This window comes from Shewanella sp. 433 (assembly GCF_059338565.1).
Map to the genome: position 1 here is coordinate 3,538,697 of NZ_CM181703.1, position 19,701 is coordinate 3,558,397.

General features: G+C 49.4%; 20 protein-coding genes. 14 read left to right on the forward strand and 6 right to left on the reverse strand.

The genetic code is table 11. From position 1 onward, the window contains the following. Positions 1–66: 66 nt before the first annotated feature. Positions 67–432, forward strand: a complete 366-nt coding sequence (locus AC5YB1_RS15685) for a cupin domain-containing protein (protein WP_475515992.1) — start codon at positions 67–69, stop codon at positions 430–432. 122 nt (positions 433–554) lie between these two features. After that, entirely contained in the window at positions 555–1,277 is a 723-nt protein-coding gene (locus tag AC5YB1_RS15690) for a TorF family putative porin (protein WP_475515991.1), read from the forward strand. A 101-nt stretch (positions 1,278–1,378) separates the two neighbouring features. Here AC5YB1_RS15690 and AC5YB1_RS15695 read toward each other — a convergent pair whose 3' ends face one another. Next, positions 1,379–1,558: a hypothetical protein gene (locus tag AC5YB1_RS15695; RefSeq protein ID WP_494519931.1), complete on the reverse strand. Its 180-nt coding sequence runs from the start codon at positions 1,556–1,558 to the stop codon at positions 1,379–1,381. A 218-nt stretch (positions 1,559–1,776) separates the two neighbouring features. On the opposite strand from AC5YB1_RS15695, the gene AC5YB1_RS15700 reads away from it, so the two are divergent. After that, complete coding sequence (locus AC5YB1_RS15700) at positions 1,777–2,121, forward strand: DUF3634 family protein (RefSeq protein WP_475515989.1); 345 nt, start codon at positions 1,777–1,779, stop codon at positions 2,119–2,121. Between the two features lie 147 nt (positions 2,122–2,268). Here the strand turns inward: AC5YB1_RS15700 and AC5YB1_RS15705 are convergent, their stop codons facing one another. Further along, complete coding sequence (locus AC5YB1_RS15705; RefSeq protein ID WP_494519932.1) at positions 2,269–3,186, reverse strand: polyprenyl-phosphate transporter; 918 nt, start codon at positions 3,184–3,186, stop codon at positions 2,269–2,271. Between the two features lie 229 nt (positions 3,187–3,415). Between AC5YB1_RS15705 and AC5YB1_RS15710 the strand changes: the two genes are divergently transcribed. The 3 genes from AC5YB1_RS15710 (at position 3,416) to bamJ (ending at position 5,172) form a co-directional block, all read left to right on the forward strand. Continuing rightward, positions 3,416–3,901, forward strand: a complete 486-nt coding sequence (locus AC5YB1_RS15710; RefSeq protein ID WP_494519933.1) for a hotdog fold domain-containing protein — start codon at positions 3,416–3,418, stop codon at positions 3,899–3,901. Positions 3,902–3,944: 43 nt separating this feature from the next. Beyond that, on the forward strand, positions 3,945–4,607 hold the full coding sequence (locus AC5YB1_RS15715; RefSeq protein ID WP_494519934.1) for a DUF1294 domain-containing protein: 663 nt from the start codon (positions 3,945–3,947) through the stop codon (positions 4,605–4,607). 91 nt (positions 4,608–4,698) lie between these two features. Beyond that, positions 4,699–5,172: a BamJ family beta-barrel-assembly machinery protein gene (gene bamJ / locus AC5YB1_RS15720; RefSeq protein WP_494519935.1), complete on the forward strand. Its 474-nt coding sequence runs from the start codon at positions 4,699–4,701 to the stop codon at positions 5,170–5,172. Between the two features lie 332 nt (positions 5,173–5,504). Here bamJ and AC5YB1_RS15725 read toward each other — a convergent pair whose 3' ends face one another. Beyond that, positions 5,505–6,728, reverse strand: coding sequence for a M24 family metallopeptidase (locus tag AC5YB1_RS15725; RefSeq protein WP_494519936.1), 1,224 nt, complete (start codon positions 6,726–6,728; stop codon positions 5,505–5,507). Between the two features lie 181 nt (positions 6,729–6,909). After that, the gene (locus tag AC5YB1_RS15730) at positions 6,910–8,097 is read right to left on the reverse strand and encodes an MFS transporter (RefSeq protein WP_494519937.1); all 1,188 of its coding nucleotides are present in this window, start codon (positions 8,095–8,097) and stop codon (positions 6,910–6,912) included. A gap of 177 nt (positions 8,098–8,274) precedes the next feature. Here AC5YB1_RS15730 and AC5YB1_RS15735 point away from each other — a divergent pair, with 177 nt between their 5' ends. From AC5YB1_RS15735 to AC5YB1_RS15765, 7 genes are all read left to right on the forward strand, one after another. After that, a complete protein-coding gene (locus tag AC5YB1_RS15735) occupies positions 8,275–10,062 on the forward strand; it encodes an aminopeptidase P family protein (protein ID WP_494519938.1) in 1,788 nt (595 codons plus the stop codon). A gap of 313 nt (positions 10,063–10,375) precedes the next feature. After that, positions 10,376–11,674 (forward strand): DEAD/DEAH box helicase, encoded by a 1,299-nt coding sequence (locus AC5YB1_RS15740; RefSeq protein WP_475515982.1) that lies wholly within the window; start codon positions 10,376–10,378, stop codon positions 11,672–11,674. A gap of 227 nt (positions 11,675–11,901) precedes the next feature. Then, positions 11,902–12,534 (forward strand): DUF2913 family protein, encoded by a 633-nt coding sequence (locus AC5YB1_RS15745; RefSeq protein WP_475515981.1) that lies wholly within the window; start codon positions 11,902–11,904, stop codon positions 12,532–12,534. Positions 12,535–12,571: 37 nt separating this feature from the next. Then, the gene (locus AC5YB1_RS15750) at positions 12,572–14,050 is read left to right on the forward strand and encodes a carboxypeptidase M32 (RefSeq protein ID WP_494519939.1); all 1,479 of its coding nucleotides are present in this window, start codon (positions 12,572–12,574) and stop codon (positions 14,048–14,050) included. Positions 14,051–14,210: 160 nt separating this feature from the next. Further along, a complete protein-coding gene (locus AC5YB1_RS15755) occupies positions 14,211–14,693 on the forward strand; it encodes a GNAT family N-acetyltransferase (protein ID WP_475515979.1) in 483 nt (160 codons plus the stop codon). A 54-nt stretch (positions 14,694–14,747) separates the two neighbouring features. Further along, positions 14,748–14,996: a DUF2960 domain-containing protein gene (locus AC5YB1_RS15760; protein ID WP_110456014.1), complete on the forward strand. Its 249-nt coding sequence runs from the start codon at positions 14,748–14,750 to the stop codon at positions 14,994–14,996. Between the two features lie 57 nt (positions 14,997–15,053). Next, entirely contained in the window at positions 15,054–15,563 is a 510-nt protein-coding gene (locus AC5YB1_RS15765; protein WP_494519940.1) for an RDD family protein, read from the forward strand. A 92-nt stretch (positions 15,564–15,655) separates the two neighbouring features. Here the strand turns inward: AC5YB1_RS15765 and lptG are convergent, their stop codons facing one another. Further along, a complete protein-coding gene (gene lptG, locus AC5YB1_RS15770; RefSeq protein ID WP_475515977.1) occupies positions 15,656–16,714 on the reverse strand; it encodes an LPS export ABC transporter permease LptG in 1,059 nt (352 codons plus the stop codon). Further along, positions 16,711–17,823: an LPS export ABC transporter permease LptF gene (gene lptF / locus AC5YB1_RS15775; RefSeq protein ID WP_494519941.1), complete on the reverse strand. Its 1,113-nt coding sequence runs from the start codon at positions 17,821–17,823 to the stop codon at positions 16,711–16,713. Before lptF ends, lptG begins: the two co-directional genes overlap by 4 nt. A 221-nt stretch (positions 17,824–18,044) precedes the next feature. Between lptF and pepA the strand changes: the two genes are divergently transcribed. Continuing rightward, positions 18,045–19,553 carry a leucyl aminopeptidase gene (gene pepA, locus AC5YB1_RS15780; RefSeq protein ID WP_494519942.1) on the forward strand — a complete coding sequence of 503 codons (1,509 nt, stop codon included), beginning with the start codon at positions 18,045–18,047 and terminating at the stop codon, positions 19,551–19,553. Positions 19,554–19,701: the final 148 nt, after the last annotated feature.

The window sequence follows — 19,701 nt, forward strand, 5'->3', positions numbered from 1 at the left end:
ATAAAACAATTAAAAAAAGGGTGCAGTTCTCGCTGCACCTGTATATGTTTAACCATTGGAGATGTAATGACAAAACAAGTCGATGCCATCATAAATCTTGCTCTACATAGCACTCAGGTTGAGCACTATGATGTAGCCAAAGAAAAAGTGCTCTCTGGCGACCCAAAACAACAGCTTGAAAATCATTATTCCAGCCCATGCGATCAGTTTCACACGGGTGTATGGCAAGGTGAAAAAGGCAGTTGGAAGGTCAATTACACTGAGCACGAATATTGCGAAATTTTAGCGGGTAGCAGCGAGATCACCGACAGCCTAGGCAATAGCATAACCGTGACCAAAGGCGATCGTTTTGTGATCCCAGCAGGCTTCTCTGGCGTGTGGAAAGTGATTGAACAATGTAGAAAAATTTACGTCATTTTTGAACCGAAGTAACTGAGTTCGATTGTGAGTAATCGCCATGATGTCTCAGCAATAGCAGCTGTTGTTTGGCTAAATTTGGTATTTTTACTCGTTTAAAAATACCCATGTCAACAAAGTGAAATGGAGAAATTACCGTGCATAAAAAATTTAATAAGAAACGGATTGCCCAAGCGGCGGCTTTGACCTTAACAGCAGCGCTACTCTCACCAATAGCGCACGCTGAAGTGTCTGGCGAAGTGAGTGTTACAAACGACTACCGCTTTCGTGGCGTGTCACAATCGGCTGGCGATTTTGCCATACAAGCTGGTATCGATTACAGCATGGACAGCGGCTTCTTTGTAGGCGCTTGGGGCAGTAATGTTGATTTTGATGATCCAGAAGATGGTAATGGCGCCGACATAGAGGTCGATCTCTATGCGGGCTACGCTGGAGCCATTGGTGAAGAAGTCGAGTATGACGTGACTTTACTCTACTACACCTACCCAGGTGATGATGTCTCACAAGATTACCTTGAAGGCTCAGTCGGTTTCTATTTTGCCGACTTTCATGCAGCCTATTGGTACACCAATGACTACGGCGGAAGTGACTTAGACTACCACTACACTGAACTCAACTACGGCTGGGAATTCGCCGACAACTGGAGCCTAGACTTGCATGTAGGCTACAACTTTGGTGATGCGCCAGATGATGATATGGGTAAATATGTTGACTACTCAATTGGTGTCTCAACAGAGCTTGCTGGCATCGGCTTATCTGCCGCTTGGTTAGATAACGATATCGATAGCGAGTACCAATTTGATGAAGGCAGCTTCCGTAATGACAGTACTTTCTTAGTCTCGGCAAGTTACGCTTTTTAAGCGCTTAACCTGATATGAAGTGCAGCACTGCACTCATTGCCCATCAAAAAACCGCCATTTGGCGGTTTTTTATCTTTCACTCAGTACATTCACCAGTAACGCTAGTCGGTTAATTTAGGGCTTTCACCATTACGGATCTTATCGGCCAGTAAACGCCACTCGCCCCCAAGTTGTTCATGATGCTGTTTTCGCTCTGGAAAAGTCGTAGATAGACGCTCTACCAATTCGGCTTGTTGTTCACATAACTGCGCCCAGCGGCGTGCATTAGAAAGTTGCATCATGTCATCCTTAAGTGATGTAAATCGCTCCCTGTAAACCACCAATCCACACTCGCCACTGGTGTTACTCATAACCCTACCTATTGGCAAAGTACGCCGCAAAAGCGGCAACCTAAGCAGGAAAAAATAAGTATAGCCATCTTTTAAAAAGTTGATCTGCAGCGCTATGAAAAAACCGCCAGCGGGAGTATCTTGATTAAAAAGTGCAATAAGGAGTTAGCATGACAGCGACAGTACTCAAAGTTATCTTTATTCTTGTCGGTTTAATGTTGGTATATAAACTTATTTTTAGCGGTAAGAAGGGACTCACCCTATTTGAGATGCATTTTAAACAGGGCCGCCTGACTGAACACAAAGGCAAGATCCCCGAAAAGTTCCTGCGTGAATGCAGGGCGATCGCCAAGGCTGAAAAACTTACCTGTGTGGTGCGCGCTGAAAAAGCGGGCGATGTTCGCTTACATGTTTCGGCCAATGTGGGGGATAGCATTACCCAGCGTATTCGTAATGTATTTCCGTTCGAATACTATGATAAAAAAACCACCGACAACTCACGCCAAGCGGGTTAACTCAATCCTATTAAACGAAGTCGGCCTAGCGCTCAAGCTAACCTTGAGCGCTATTGTTAAAGTGTTGCGTAATGACACGCCTCATCCTTGCTCCACTGATAAACTGTTACCATTGAGCCAACAATGGCTAACGGCTTATGTTTTAACTCAACGTTTCCTTCCCGCAAAGTATTCCAGCGCCCACACCAAAGCGATACCGGTACACATGGCCACAAGCGCCCAGATAAACTGTGATGGCTGGCCAGTCACGGCTTCAAACTGCATGGGTGATAAGTTTTGCTCTAGCAGTGGCACTTGTTCTCCATGGGAGTTAGTGCGCCACGTCAGCACTTGTTTCCATGGCCAAATTTTACCTAAGGTGCCCAGCATCAAACCGGTCAAAAAAATCAATGTGGCGTCATGATACTTACGCAGTAATGCCGATAAGAGATGACTAAATGACAGCAAACCAACAATACAGCCCGCCGCAAAGGTCGCCAACACAGCGATATCGATATTCTTGGCCGCGCTCAGCACCGAGGTATACAGGCCCAGTAGCAGCAAAATAAAGCTGCCGGAGATCCCCGGTAACAGCATGGCGCAAATCGCAATACAGCCGCCAATAAAGACATTTAAGTAGGTCATCTCCATTGCGATAGGGTTAAGCATGGTGATGCCCCACGCAAATACAGCGCCCATTACAAACAAGGCCAAACGCACCAGACTAAAACCCTGTACCTGCTTTAACATATGCACCACAGAGATAATGATCAGGCCGAAGAAAAACGACCACACAGGGATTGGGTGAGCCACCAGCAGATAGGTGATCAATTTAGCCAAGGTAAAGATACTGGTTAAAATACCGCCGAATACCGCGAGTAAAAATGGGCCATTGATATGTTCAAACGCGGCCTTAATGCCCTGCTGACGAACGAGCTTAATCAGATTAGGGTTAATGCGGCGGATACTCTCCAGTAGGGTGTCTAAAATTCCGGTAATAAACGCGATAGTACCGCCAGATACGCCCGGCACCACGTCGGCGGCGCCCATCGCCATGCCCTTTAAATAAGTCAGCAGGTATTTCACTCAAAATCCTTATGTTAATGATTAATGCTTAGGCTCTGGAGCCTCTGTGGGGGATTATACCCATGCTCACGAAGCAAGTGGAAATGAACTTTGTTTTATTCAGTTTTAATCATCTCTGCGGCCGCTCTACTGCGCCCCAATTGTTAACTAGCCCCTATTGTTAACTAATTGTGATTAGGCTAACCTAGGCACTCATCAGACCAGATAAATATAATCATAGACACTCATAATGAAACAGAAACCCACCAAAGTTATGCGCCTCTACCACAGGCTGAGCAAACTCCCCCTTGGCAATAAGCTGTTCTCAATCATGGTGGCACGCATGGCCCCCTATTTTGGCACCATACGCCCGTTGATCACCGAGTTACGCCCCAATTACTGCCAATGCCTGATCAAAAAACGTAAGGCGGTGCACAATCATATTCAGACCGTGCATGTTATCGCCATCTGTAATGGCTTAGAAATGGCCATGGGGGTGATGGCTGAGGCCTCTATTCCGGCGCACCTAAGGTGGATCCCCAAAGGGATGAGTGTCGACTATACCGCAAAGGCGGGCAGTGACATCCGCTGCGAAGCTGTGGTACAACCTGAGCAATGGGTTGAGGGCGATCTATTGGTGCCCGTGACCGCTTATGATCAAGATGATGTTGTCGTTGTAAAAGGACATATCAAACTGTGGATCTCGGCCAAACCCACCCCAAAAGCGGCGGCTTAGGCGCTAGCTTCCTCATTACCCCATACAGGATGTAGGTACCCCATTGAGACCACTAACAGGCACACTCGTTAATTGGAATAACGACAAGGGTTATGGCTTTATTCAACCCGATAATGGCAACGAACGACTGTTTCTCCATATCAGTAGCTTAGGGGCGCAGGCTACAGCGCCCAAAGTCGGTGTTAAATTGCATTACCAAACAGCAAAAGACAAGCAGGGGCGCAGCTGCGCCCTCATCGTCGATGATAAGGGCGCGCCCGTGTATCAGCGCAGAGGCAAGATTAACACCAAAGCTAAACGGCATAAACACAAGGCCCCCTCTCGCTTTGGTGGACAACTCGGGTTTAGGTTACTGCTGATTGGCGCCTTGTTTAGCGGTCTGTTCTTTGCCAGCCTAATGCAACGCCTACCTATTGGCTTAATACTCTATTATCTCCTTGTTAGCCTAATCACGTACCTTGCTTACGCCCAAGATAAACAGGCGGCGCAAACCGGGCAGTGGCGCATCAAAGAAAATAGTTTACAACTCTTAGCACTCATTGGTGGCTGGCCTGGTGCCCTGCTCGGCCAACATTCATTGAGGCACAAATCTAAAAAAGTGACCTTTCGTCTTGGCTTATGGCTAATGGTGCTATTAAACAGCAGCTTGCTTATCTGGCTGGTGACAGATAATGGCCAAGCCATGCTTAAGCAATGGTTAAGGTAACCCATTTTCAATAGTTTATACCGATGAGATAGCTATATTTAGCCTAAGAGATTGGTTATCATGGCGCCAGGGTTAACCAGAAGAATTGACTATGAGAATGTTATTAGCGGTTGTCGTTATTGCTGGAGTGTTGTTCTACTTCTACAGCAGCATGAACAACCAAAAAGCGGCCAAAAAAAATATCGAAATTGGCCAGAAATTTTTAGCCGACAATAAAAACCAACCGGGCGTGGTCGAGACCTTATCAGGCCTGCAATATCAAGTACTGGCTAAAGGAGAAGGTAACGTCCATCCCAAAGCCAGCGATACCGTGACGGTGCATTATCACGGCACCTTAATCGACGGCACAGTCTTTGACAGCTCAGTTGAGCGCGGTGAGCCCATCGCTTTCCCGCTTAATCGGGTGATTAAAGGGTGGACCGAAGGAGTACAATTGATGAGTGTTGGCGACAAGTATCGTTTCTTTATCCCAAGCACGCTCGCCTATGGCAACCGTGCAACGGGTAAAATTGAGGGCGGCTCGGTACTGATTTTTGATGTTGAACTCATCAGTATCGACAACTAGTCGCAAGAGCGACGCTCGCTCAACAAAAAACGCGCCCCCCAAGGCGCGTTTTTTTATGCATTAATCATTAGGGCCTGTTGATCTTTGCTGGTTGAATTTTGTTCGAGACAAAAACGTTTTAATTGAGGCGAGTGGATTGCAGCCTAGTCATCTAAGCAAAATTCACTTAACAAAGAGTAAAACGTTTTTAGCCGACCCCTTCGGGCAGCGTTTGTTGGTCATTTCTACTGCGTTCTCAGCTTTTTATGTAGAACAACTACACCACAAAGCTTCTGCCTTGTATAAATGCCCAGCAATTCGCTGCAAAAACAACCTTGAAAGATCAACAGACCCTAGTACCCAAATGGGTTATCGATTGAGTGAGCAGGCTCGGTAAACCATACTGGGCCCTGCTCTGTCATGTAAAAGTGATCTTCATGCCGCACACCAAACTCACCCGGCACACACAGCATAGGCTCATTACTAAAGCACATTCCCGCTGCCAGTGGTGTGTGATCGTTTAATACCAAATAGGGCCACTCATGGATATCGAGTCCAACACCGTGACCGGTACGATGTGGCAACCCTGGCACGTCATATCCAGGGCCAAAACCTGCGGCCTCCAGCACATCACGCGCGGCGCGATCGACACTAGCACAGGTCGCGCCAATTTGAGCCGCATCAAATGCCGCAAGCTGAGCCTCTTGCTCTAACTGCCATAACTGTCGCTGGCGCGCACTAGGCGTGCCAAACACATAGGTGCGAGTAATATCTGAATTATACCCATGTAACTGGCAACCAGTATCGATAAGCACAGTGTCATTTAATGCTAACGCCTTAGGCGATTTCACTCCATGGGGGTAAGCGGTGTCTTCACCAAAGAGTACAATACAAAAATAAGAGCCAGCAGCAATGCCGACCGCCTTATGCGCGTCGTTGATAAAGGCTTCTACCTCGGCTACCGTGATCCCTTCATATAAGATACGCGCCGCCGCTTGGTGCACCGCTAAGGTCATCTCTTTCGCCCGTTGCAGCAGGGCTAACTCCTGAGCCGATTTTATCATGCGGCAGCCCGCAGTAATGGTTTTAGCATTGACATACTCAAGATGCGGCGCCACTTGACGCACACCGTCAAAGATAAAAAAGGCGGCAGATTCATCGATACCGACCTTACCTTGCGCTACGCCCATCTGCGCTAATACCTTAGCGCACAAGGCATAAGGGCTCTCATCTTCATGCCAAGTATTCACCTCGCCTTCAATCACCATAAAGCCGAGTAGGGTCGATAATTCAAATGCCGGCGCGATATATTGCAACGCACCGTTAGCCGGTAAGATAGCCCCCACCATGCGCTCGCTAGCATACCAGCGCGTGCCGGTAAAATAATACAGATTAGTCCCCGCATTAAGGTAGATGGCATCTATCCCCTGCGCTTGCATTAATGCCTGCGCCTTGGCAATTCTTGCCTGATATTCAGCGTAGCCTATCGCCTCAACCCCTTGAGTCATATCAACAAGCTTGGCCAATTCCTGTGCCGGCGTTGAACCACCTATACCGTTTGTCGTCGTTATTGTCATTACACTACCTTTGATGCGTCGGCGCTAACCTGTTAGCGCCACTCATCTGATTAAATGAAGGGATGATTATTTGGCATAAAGTATACAAAAATTTAGCCGTGATTAAATAGCAAATCGTGCGCCGCGATTGGCCCACTCAGGGTTAATAAATAGAAGTTCAATAAGCCCGTTAAGGCTCAGGCTATAACTCAAGTTTCTGCTCTTTGCTTACCGTTATTCGCCCCCACGCCATCAACAACAAATGCATGGCGATCAACGGAATGCAGGTCACGAGCATCACTTCCCAGCCCATATTATGTAACACCCAGCCGGCGCTGAGTGATGCCACCGCTTGGGCGCTAAAAACAAAAGCATCGTTAAAGGACTGCACCTTAAAACGCTCATCACTATGATAAAATTGCGGTAACAGTACCGTCCCACCCACAAAGAGAAAATTCCAACCGATCCCGAGTAACACCAGTGCCAGCCAGTAATTAAGCAGATCATGCCCCAGCAAAGCCACCACAATGGTGATCCCATAGGCGGCAAGCCCCACCAGCATCATAGGTTTGGGGCCAAATTTTGACATCAAATAACCACTGAATAATGAGGGGAAATACATCGCAATAATGTGACTTTGGATAACCCATTTAGTATCGGCTAATGAATGGTGCTCAACATGGTGCATATGCAGTGGTGTCGCGGTCATAATAAAACTCATCATGCCATAACCTATGGTGGCCGCGCCGATGGCGGTCCAAATCTGAGGTTGCAACAAGATCTGCTTTAAGTCTCGACCGTCGCGGCGCTTAACCACCTGACGCCCCATCGGCGCATCGACGTTTTCATAAAAGCTTAATATCACCGCAGCGGTTAGGCACACTAAGGTTAAAAAGATAAAAGCGCCCACATAAGGCTGGCTTATCAGCTCAGATCCTAAGACTGCCAATTCGGGGCCAAAGAACGCCGCCACCAGCCCGCCGACTAACACCCGTGATGCGGCTTTAGCCCCATCAATGGCTGCCACCGACTCCATCGCCGCAAATCGATACTGCTGCACCACCGCCCCGGCTGCGCCCAGCATAAAACCGCTCACACAGAATAAGCCAAACCAATGCAACTGCGTGGCAATCGCCGCAACCACACCGGCGCAGGCGCCTAACAATGCCCCCGAAATAAACACTGTTTTACGCCCAAAACGGCGCATTAAGCGGCTCACTGGAATTACCGATAACGCTACGCCTATCACCATCATGGCGATGGGTAGCGTCGCTAATGCGGCGCTTGGGGCCAGCTCGACACCAATTAAGCCCCCTAGCAACATCATCATCGGCGTGGCGCTCATGGCGAACGCCTGCGCTAGGGTTAATACCCATACATTTCTTGGCATTAGCTTACTTCCTGGTCAGTTATCTTATTGTCATTATTATCGATACAAGATAAACCAGTATGGCCGTTGCAATCTAGTACAAATCCTTAACGGCACTTCCAACCCACGCCAGCAACTGCGATAATCCTTGCACTTAAAGCCCGACGCCACAAGATTGTGGTAATAACAGGAGCCATAATGACCCAACCGATTGCAGAACGCCTTAGCGCCGTGCGCGCCGAGATGACGACCGCTAATATCGATGCTTTTATCGTCCCTCGAGCCGATGAATACCTCGGCGAATATGTGCCAGAACGCAACGAGCGTTTACACTGGTTAACCCATTTCACCGGCTCTGCCGGTATGGCTATCGTGTTAAAAGAGCACGCAGCCATCTTTGTCGATGGCCGTTACACAGTGCAAGTGAAACAACAAGTCGATGAGACGCTGTTTCAATATCAAAGCCTCACCGACACGCCGCAGATCCCCTGGTTAATAACACAGCTGCCGAGCGGGGCTAAGGTCGGCGTCGATGCACGCTTACATTCACTGAGTTGGTATCAAGATGCCAAGACCCAGCTCGAACGCGCAGGCATTGAGCTGGTCTGTGTCAGCGACAACCCTATCGACAGGCATTGGCATAATCGCCCTGCAGCATCGACCCATGAGATCATTTTATTTGATCAACAAAGCGCCGGGGCCAGCAGCCACGACAAGCGCATCCACATTGGCCAATTGATTAAACAAGCCGGCGCCAATGCGGCGCTTATCGCCGCACTGGACTCATTTTGCTGGTTGCTGAATATTCGTGGCCGCGATGTGCCTCGCTTACCTGTGGTACTGGGCACCGCTTTGCTGCATGCCAATGGCGATATGGTGTTATTTACCGACATCAATAAACTGCCCGCAGGCATCAGCGAACACGTAGGCGCAGGCGTCAGCTTTAACGCTGAAAGCGAACTCGAAACTGCGCTAAGCCAACTCAATGGCGTTAAGCTATTGGCTGACCCCAACAACGCCAACGCTTGGATGCAACTGGTTGCCGAGCAACATGGCGCTAAGCTCATCACAGGTGACGATCCGGTCGCCTTACCCAAGGCGCAGAAAAACCCAGCAGAATTAGCCGGCATGACCGCCAGTCATATCCGTGATGGTGTGGCCGTCAGCCAATTTTTAGCGTGGTTAGACAACGAAGTGGCCGCCAAACGTCTCTATGATGAAGGCCAACTGGCCGATAAATTGGAAAGCTTTCGCCTAACCGACCCGCGCTATCGCGAGCCGAGTTTCGATACCATTTCGGCCGCTGGCGCGAATGCGGCGATGTGCCATTACAATCATAACAATGGCACGCCCGCTATGATGAGCATGAACAGTCTCTATCTGGTCGACTCTGGCGCGCAATACCTCGATGGCACCACAGATGTGACTCGCACTATCGCCATTGGTGATGTCACCGATGAGCAGCGTAAGATGTTCACCTTAGTGCTTAAAGGCCATATCGCACTTGACCAAGCACGCTTCCCTAAAGGCACCACAGGGCAACAGCTCGATGGCTTTGCGCGCCAATACCTGTGGCAGCACGGCTTCGATTATGATCATGGCACCGGCCATGGCGTCGGCCACTTCTTAAGTGTGCACGAGGGACCACAGCGGATCGGTAAAAACAGCAACAATGTGGCTTTATTGCCCGGCATGGTACTGTCCAATGAGCCAGGATATTACCGCGCCGATGCGTTTGGTATTCGCATCGAAAACTTAGTCGCCATTCGTCCATGCCAAGCATTGGCTGGGGCTGAACGAGAGATGTATGAGTTTGATGCGCTCACCTTAATCCCCATTGATACGCGCCTAGTTGAGCGCCAGTTGCTGACAACGCAGGAGCTCACTTGGCTTAATGATTATCATCAACGAGTGCGTGACACCTTATCACCATTAATGCAAGGTGACGCGCTAGCTTGGCTATTACAAGCAACCGCAGCGATTTAAGTTACGTTCAAGTGATGACAACTTTTCTGTAAAAAATATCGATAAACAGCACCGAATCTAGGTGCTGTTTTTATTTCTACTGATAAAAACTCACTCAGGGCTTACCTAGCATTACATCCAAAGCTCGAACTTTATTAAGCGCACTTACCCCAATACAATAAAAGTGCAGGTTTTAACCAAAAATTTTGCTATACTCCGCGGCCGCCATTTGGCGTCGGTCATTAATCTAGCGATGCGTTCTCTACTGATTAAATAGACCAAACTAAATTGTTATATTGTCGATATGTTGAATAGGTAAAAACAGGATACCCCAATGAGATTTGAATCTTTTAGTTTTGCTCCAGAGATTGTGCGTGCTATCTCCGATTGTGGCTATCAAAAAATGACGCCTATTCAGCAGCAAGCGATTCCAGCGATTCGCCGTGGTCAAGATGTACTGGCTAGTGCACAAACCGGTACTGGTAAAACAGCAGCCTTCGCGTTGCCGATACTGCAAAAGATGGTTGATAAGCCAAGCGAAACCCAACGCTCAAACACCCGCGCCTTAATTTTAGCGCCCACCCGAGAGCTCGCGGCTCAAGTGGCTGACAATATCAAAGAGTACAGCCGCTATCTGCCTATCTCTGTGCTGACCATTTATGGCGGCGTCAAGATGGATACCCAAGCGCAAAAGCTGAAAAAAGGGGCCGACATTATTGTCGCCACGCCCGGGCGCTTACTCGAGCATATCCAAGCCTGTAACTTGAGCCTGTCGAATGTGGAATTTTTGGTACTCGATGAAGCCGACCGTATGTTGGATATGGGCTTTATCAGCGACATTCAAAAAATCTTACAAGCAGTAAACAGCAAGCGTCAAAACCTGTTGTTCTCGGCGACCTTCTCTAATGCCGTTAAGCAACTGGCTAACGAAATGTTGGTTAAACCAAAGCTTATCAGCGTGGACAAACAAAACACCACAGCGGTAACCGTCAGCCAAGTGGTTTATCCGGTAGAGCAACGCCGCAAGCGTGAGTTACTGTCTGAGCTTATCGGTAAGAAAAACTGGCAACAGGTGTTGGTGTTTACCGCCACCCGTGAAGCGGCCGACACCTTAGTGAAAGAACTTAACCTTGACGGCATTCCTGCGGCCGTGGTCCACAGTGAAAAAGCCCAAGGCAATCGCCGCCGTGCGCTGCGCGAATTTAAAGAGGGCAAGGTACGCGCATTGGTTGCGACCGAAGTGGCCGCTCGTGGCTTAGACATCCCAGCGCTGGAATATGTGGTTAACTATGATCTGCCCTTCCTCGCCGAAGACTATGTGCATCGTATTGGCCGTACAGGCCGTGCCGGTCGCAGCGGCGTCGCCATCTCTTTGGTGAGCCGTGAAGAGGAGCGCACCTTAGCCGATATCGAAAAATTGATCGGCACTAAGATCCGCCGCATCACTATTCCGGGCTACGAAGTGGGCAGTCGTGAGCTGCTGATTAAACAGCTGCAAAAACGTCGCAGCTTTGCTAAAAAGCAACAGCGTAGCGACAATGTGGGCGCGCAAGTGATCGCTGAGAAGAACATGGGCGCTCGCCGCGTCAAAGTGAAGAACTCGGCAAACGCTAAAATTAAGAAGCAAAAATAATCGACGTACGGTCACAAAATTATTTACTAAACAATTAAGGCACTTAACGGTGCCTTTTTTGTGCACCGCGCTTAATTATGCATCGTAAGCCGCGTGCCACTAATAGCCTCAGCATCGTTCGCTATCGCGAACAAGCACAGGGTGATCACCGCACTCTAGGGCGTTAGCGACAACATAAGGTATACTCGGCGGGCAAATTGCCCCCTTTTTTTGTGCTCGGAGAAACCATGACAGAGCAAACCTATAATCAAGCCCTCGTTGAATTAGCGCAAGCAGGACTGGCCGCTTTAGCTGCACGCGCCGACAGCCCCAACGCCCTTAAAACCGCCGCGGCCGAGAGTCACTTTATCTGCAGTTGGATGGCGCAATCGTTAAAGGAGCGCCGTTTTTCAAAACTGGTGGCTGACGATCTGAATCACTGGATCCGCGACGGACGTAGCATGGGCGCCGCAGCTAATCTGCCGGGGTTACTGGCTCGTATCGACCAGCAATACCGCGCAGCGATGGACAACCACACCATTGGGGCATCGCTGCAAACTATGCTCGACTCTCTCAACGAGGATGACTGGTTGGTGATTGTGGATTGCGAAGTCAGTGGCAAACTCAAGCTCGACAGCGATGGCCGCAACAGCTTAATCATCTCAGTGGAGCAATATGAGCAAGATATTGCCGAGGGTAAATTACTAAAACCTATTACCCTTTATGTGCGCAGCGATGAACAAGCGCTCGCTAAGTTAGCCGCCGAGCATCAATTGTTGCTCAGCGCGGGGAATAAAAAAGCCAGCTTAATTAAGCATCATAAGGCCTATAAGCTCTATCCTAATAATCGACAGCCGGCGCTTGCCCTGCTCGTCAAATAACTAAAATAACCCCGATAGCCAGCCAACGAGACAGCCCATGACATCAAGATCACACTACAATGCCCTGTGCCAGCAGTTTAAAACCATCTATCATTTTGAGCACTTACAAGCCCTTGGTGACTGGGATCAAGCCACCATGATGCCAGCGGGCGGCAGTCAGGCGCGGGGTGAAGCGATGGCGCAATTAGCCTTGCACATTCATGCATTAAAAACCGCCCCCAGCCTAGCGGAACACTTGGCCCGCGCGGCCGACGAGCCCTTATCTGCCGCGCAACAGGCTAACCTGCGTGAAATGCGCTATCAGCAGCTACAAGCGACCGCGCTGCCGGGCAAGTTGGTGCAGGCGAAAACGCAATTAACCTATACTTGTGAACATGCCTGGCGCGCCCAGCGACAACAAAACGACTGGCAAGGATTTAAACCAAATTTAGAAGCCGTTATCGCCTTGGTGCGAGAAGAGGCGCAGATCTTAGGTGAGGCACAGCAGCTTGCGCCCTACGATGCGCTGCTGAATAAATTTGAGCCCGGTACCACTATGGCGCAAATTGATCGCGTGTTTGGCGACCTCAAAACCTGGTTACCCTCGCTCATCCAGCAGGTACAAGCCAAGCAGCAAGAGTGGCCGACCAAGACGCTGCCTCACGCGACAATCGCCCAGCAAAAAGCGCTCAATCTAGATGTGATGACCTTGCTGGGGTTTGACTTTAAGCAGGGCCGACTCGATACCAGCAGCCACCCCTTTTCAGGCGGAGTTCCGGGCGATGTGCGCATCACAACCCGCTATGATGAGCATGACTTTTTAACAGCACTCTTTAGCACTATCCATGAAACTGGCCACGCCAGATACGAGCAAGGCTTACCCCTTGAGTGGCGCGGCCAGCCCGCAGGTAATGCACGATCCATGGCGATACATGAAAGCCAAAGTCTATTTTTTGAGATGCAGATGGCGCGCGGCACGGGCATATTGCCGCTATTACTGCAACGCATTAATCACCATTTAGGCTGCCAGCTCAGTGAACTTGAGCTACAACATTGGCTCACTCGAGTGTCACCGGGGCGCATTCGCGTCGATGCCGATGAGGTCACTTATCCCTGCCATATCATGTTGCGCTATGAGGTGGAAAAAGACCTGATTGAGGGTCGTTTAACGGTAGCCGATCTGCCCGAATTTTGGGACACCTCGATGCAATCACTCTTAGGCCTATCCACCCTGGGGGATTACCGCAACGGCTGTATGCAAGATATTCACTGGCCAGTGGGTGAACTGGGTTACTTCCCAAGCTATAGTTTAGGCGCCATGTATGCAGCCCAATTTAGCGCCAGCATGCAAAACCAAATTGGCAGTATCGATGCCTTAATTGCCGCGGGCGAACTGACATTAGTGACCCAATGGTTACAGGACCATATTTGGTCGAAAGGCGCATTACTGACAACTGATGAGTTAGTCATCGCCGCCACTGGAGAGACACTAAACCCGGCGCACTTTAAGCAGCATTTAATGACTCGCTACCTCTAATTTTCCTGGGGTAATGGCATCTAGATAGTCGCACCGTGATCACCCTGTACTTGCCATCACGGGGCGGCTTATAACGCCCAAATTGATTAGCCTAGCCAGCTGTGAGACCATCAACATTAATCACCACTGACAAGAAAGCGACTCATAGAGTACAACCGCCATGATTATCCGCCCTATTCACGCCGCTGACTGGCCCGCGATACTGCAGATCCAAGATGAGTGCTACCCCAATATCGAACCCGAATCGCTACAGGCACTGCAAAGTAAGGTACAACTGTCACCAGACTCTTGCTACGCCATCGAACGTAACGAGCAACTGATTGGCTATTGCCTCGCCCATCCATGGCAATTGGATCAGCCGCCAACATTAGAGCAGGTAGTAACTCAGCCTAGCCGCTGCAATACCCTGTATCTGCACGACATCGCCTTATCATCCAAGGCCAGAGGTTTAGGCGCGGGTGAACAGATCTTTAAGCGCTTAATCGATAACGCCAAACAGCACAATGTGGCCAGTATCTCTTTAGTGGCCGTGGGCGGTGCTCACACATATTGGCAACGATTAGGCTTTAAATCGCGTATAATCAGCAAATCTCTCGACGACTACCCCGCTGACGCCTGCTATATGGTGTATCCGTTAGCTTGAGCTGGGTCTGTAAGTCGATGAAAAATTAGTTAATTACATATTTAAGAGAGCAATATGGCCCGTAGAGTCGGTTACACCTTTAACAAGCAGTACAAAGAGATCAACTTCGTTTACGACAAGTATAACGACATGTATGAAGCGGTTGCAGCCGCCGAAGGGGTCGATTTGACCCGTTATCATGCGATGGAAGCCCAAGTGGCGATGACCTCTAAAGGCTCACAAGCGGTAAAAGATTATCGCTTAAAAGAGTTTGAGCGCTTTGGCTTTACCAAAATTCACTTTATTCGCGATGAAGTCGAATAATCAGATCTTAATGGCAGCCATAACAGCCCTAGCTAACCTGTAGATGTAGGAACTCAAATGTCCAATAGTGAACACGCTAACTTTCCTCGGGCGGGATTTATTCGCCGCCTCGGGGCCATCGTTTATGACTTATTACTGGCCGTGGCGGTATATATGATCGCTGGCGCCATCGGCTTTGGTGTCTTTATCGCACTCACCGCCAGCGGCATGTTATCGATGCAAGGTGTTGATCATGTCTCCGATCTGCTCAACGGCACCCCGCTTTATCAAGGTCTGTATCAGCTGTGGATCGCCTTGTGTGTAGGGCTGTTTTACGTCCTGTTTTGGAGTTACGGCGGCCAAACCCTCGGCATGCGCGCTTGGCGTCTGAAGCTCCAACACCCTAACGGCCAAAGCCTGAGTGTGATCACCGCCACCGCACGTTTAGTCTGGTCACTGCTTGGCATAGGTAATTTGTGGATCTTAATCAATGGCGACAAGCTCGCGCTGCAAGATATGATGACCCGCTCTGAAGTGGTGGTATTGTCTAAAGAAGCCAACCAACTGCGTAATTGGCACGGGGTATAACCCTCAACACCAGCATCAAAAAAGGACCATTCAATGGTCCTTTTTTGTGCTAGGTGCTAGGTTTTCGCGCAACGAGTTTAAACCTTTCAGCCTTATTTACGAATGTAGTAAATCGCCAAGCTACTGAAGATCAAAGGCGGCATTATCGCCCCAAGAATAGGCGGTAAGCCATACACTAAGGTCATGGGGCCAAATATCTCATTACAGATATAAAAACTGAAACCGGCCATCACCCCCAATAACACTCTGGCGCCCATGGTCACGGTGCGCAGCGGCCCAAATACAAACGACAGCGCCACCAACATCATTACCGCCACGGTCACTGGCTGCATCACCTTACGCCATAGTGCCAGTTCATAACGACCGGAATCTTGATTGTTAATCTTTAAATAGTCCAGATAATCCACCAAGCCTTCGATAGACAAGCCCTCGGGTTTCACCGACACCACGCTAAGCTTATCTGGCGTAAGCGTCGATTCCCAGCGGTAAAGGGTTAAATTGCTCGAGCTCACCCTATCTTGTTCCAGCAAGGTTTGACGCACATCCAAGAGGCGCCAATGATCGCCCGAATAGACTCCGCGCTTTGCCGCAATCGTGCGCACCAGGTTGAGTTCGGCGTCAAACTCATACAGTACAATATTACGTAGGTTATCAATACTTTGGATTTCACCTATATTAACAAATAGATCGCCATCTTTAGCCCAGATCCCACGGCTGGATTTAAACAGACTACCGCCAGACACTTTCACCGCTTGCAACTCTTTCGCGTGACGCTCGGCAACGGGTGCGCCCCATTCCCCCAAGGCCATCACAATTAGCATCAGTGGCACCGCGGTTTTCATCGCCGATAAGGTAATTTGAAAGCGTGACAAACCAGATGACTGCATCACCACTAACTCAGAGTTAGAGGCCAGCATGCCCATGCCGATCAACGCGCCGAGTAGCACCGCCATCGGGAAAAACATCTCAATATCACGGGGGATCAAAAACAGCACGTAAATGCCTGCATCCACCATGGAATAACTGCCGCGCCCCACGACACGCAGTTGATCGACCCACTTAATAATGCCCGACAAACCGGTAAGCACCAGCAAGCACAATGCCGAGGTGGTGATCAGGGTGCGGGCGATATAGAAATCTAAAATTCTCATGCGGCCACCTTCTTACGTCTTAGAAGGCCAGCAAGTTTGGCGCCAAAAGGTCGTTCCTTACCCAGTAGCAATATGCCTAACAACAGCGCCGACGCATGGATCCACCACATGCCTAAATAGGCCGGGATCACCTCATCTTCGAGTGCTTTACGCCCGGCAATCATCAAACCAAAATAACCTAGGTAAAGTAAAATCGCCGGAAACATCTTGGCAAACTTACCTTGACGCACATTAACCCGCGCCATGGGCACGGCAATTAAGGTCATAAAGGGGATCGCCAACGGAATGGCCAAACGCCAATGGAACTCGGCGACGGCGCCCGCCCCTTCGGTGGCCATCAATTGGTCGATAGGCAAAGCCGACAACTTACGCCTTCGCTGATCCACCTCTTGCTCTTTAATCTGCATCTCATACCCGCTAAATTCAACCAACTGATAGTCGAGTTGATTAGGAGTATTTTGGTACTGAGTGCCCTCGTTTAGCTTGAGCCTTTGCGCGCCCGATTCATCTTCCACCACACTGCCCCCATGAGCGACAACGATGTTGGATTGCCCCGAATCATCCTCAGGATCAGGTAACTGGGCCACAAATACTTTATCTAGTTGATTGTCACGGCCAATACGTTCAACAAACAATACCGCTCGACCATTGGGGCTGGTTTGAAAACGCCCTTGAGTGATTGCCGCGAGTCCCGCTTCAGACTGGGCATGTTCTAACACGCGATTTTGCGCCTCTTCGGCCCAAGGCGTCACATAAATCGATAATATGCCGGTAAACAGCATATTGGCTAGCGCCAGCAGTAGAGTGACGCGGGTGATATACCATTCGCTTACCCCGACCCCATGTAACACCACCATTTCACTTTCGGCATACATGCGCCCATGGGCCACCAAAATGCCCAAAAACAGGCTTAAGGGCACTACAAGTACGGCAAGGTAAGGCAGGTTAAGGCCAAGCAGGGTCATGACTAAGGAGGCCGGAAACTCTCCTTCGGATGCATCAGCAAGTACGCGGACAAAATGTTGGCTAATAAAAATAGCTAACAGCACTAAAAGTACCGCCATTTGCGCTTTTAAAACTTCTCGAATCAAGTATCTAAATACAATCACAGGCAGGATCCAGTCCCTAAACTTATATTTATGCTGGTGTCAGCCTACTTTTCATGTAGACTGTCTACTTTTGGTAGTTTTGTGACCAAACCTTAACTAAACTTGGCAGAAGAACACCCATAAAATTAACAGCGGTGTACCATTTTTTAGGGACGATTTGGACATAAGCAGACATTATCTAATAAATAATAAAATTTGTCTTTAAGAATCTAGGAGAGCTCATGGAGTTTAGCGTTAAGAGCGGCAGCCCAGAAAAACAACGGTCAGCCTGTATTGTCGTTGGTGTCTATGAACCTAGACGCCTATCTGGTATTGCAGAGCAACTCGACAAAATCAGTGAAGGCTATATTAGTAACCTTTTACGCCGTGGCGATTTAGAAGGTAAACCTGGACAGATGCTACTGTTGCATCATGTACCTAACGTGCTAAGTGAGCGCGTACTATTGGTTGGCTGTGGCAAAGAGCGCGAGCTCGATGAGCGCCAATACAAGCAGATCATCACCAAAACCATTAACACCCTCAATGAAACGGGTTCGATGGAAGCGGTGTGCTTTTTAACCGAGCTGCATGTTAAAGGGCGCGATACCTACTGGAAAGTCCGCGAAGCGGTCGAAACCACCCAAAACAGCTTGTACTGCTTCGATGCACTCAAGACTCGCAAAGGCGAAACCCGTCGTCCGCTGCGCAAATTAGTGTTTAATGTGCCTACCCGCCGCGAACTGACCTTAGGCGAACGGGCTATCGAACACGGCATGGCCGTCTCTTCAGGGATGCACCTGTGCCGCGACGTGGCCAATATGCCACCTAACATCTGTAACCCTGCTTACCTTGCCTCACAAGCGCGTCAAATTGCCGAGCACCACGACACCTTAAAAGTGAGCACCCTAGGTGAAGAGCAAATGGCCAAACTGGGCATGAACTCCTACCTTGCCGTCGGTCGTGGCAGCGACAACGAATCTGTCATGACGGTCATGGAATATAAGGGGTCGGTCGACAGCACAGAAAAACCTATCGTATTGATAGGTAAAGGTCTTACCTTCGACTCAGGCGGTATTTCTCTCAAACCTGGCGAAGCCATGGATGAGATGAAGTACGACATGGGCGGCGCAGCCGGTGTGATTGGCGCAATGAAAGCCTTATGTGAGCTTAAGCTACCTATCAATGTAGTGGGCATCTTAGCCGGCTGTGAAAACATGCCGTCGAGCAATGCTTACCGCCCGGGCGATATCTTAACCACCATGTCGGGGCAAACCGTTGAGGTACTCAATACCGATGCGGAAGGCCGCTTAGTGTTATGCGATGTACTGACTTACGTTGAGCGTTTCGACCCAGAGTTGGTGATCGATACCGCGACCCTAACGGGCGCCTGCGTGATCGCACTGGGTAAGCATGCTTCAGGGCTGTTTTCGTCACATAACCCATTAGCACACGAGCTACTTAATGCGGGTGAGCAAAGTGGTGACCGCGCATGGCGCATGCCACTGTGGGATGAGTATCAAGAGCACCTTGAAAGCCCCTTTGCCGACATGACCAACTTAGGTGGCCGCCCAGCTGGCGCTATCACCGCGGCGTGTTTCCTGTCACGCTTTACCAAAAAGTACAATTGGGCCCACATCGACGTTGCAGGCACAGCATGGAACAGTGGCGCAAACAAGGGGGCAACTGGCCGTCCAGTGCCTTTGTTAACCCAATTTCTGATCAATCGCGCCGGTGTTGAACAAGGCGAGTAATTGATACAGTAAAAAGGTTTTTGGCCGATAAAAGTGAAGCGCTCAGCTTCACTTTTTTTATCTGGCTAACAACCGAGCGGATCGCCAAGTGCTGTAATCACTTTCAACCACTTGTTGATGCACAGTAAACCGACTAACCTAACCATAA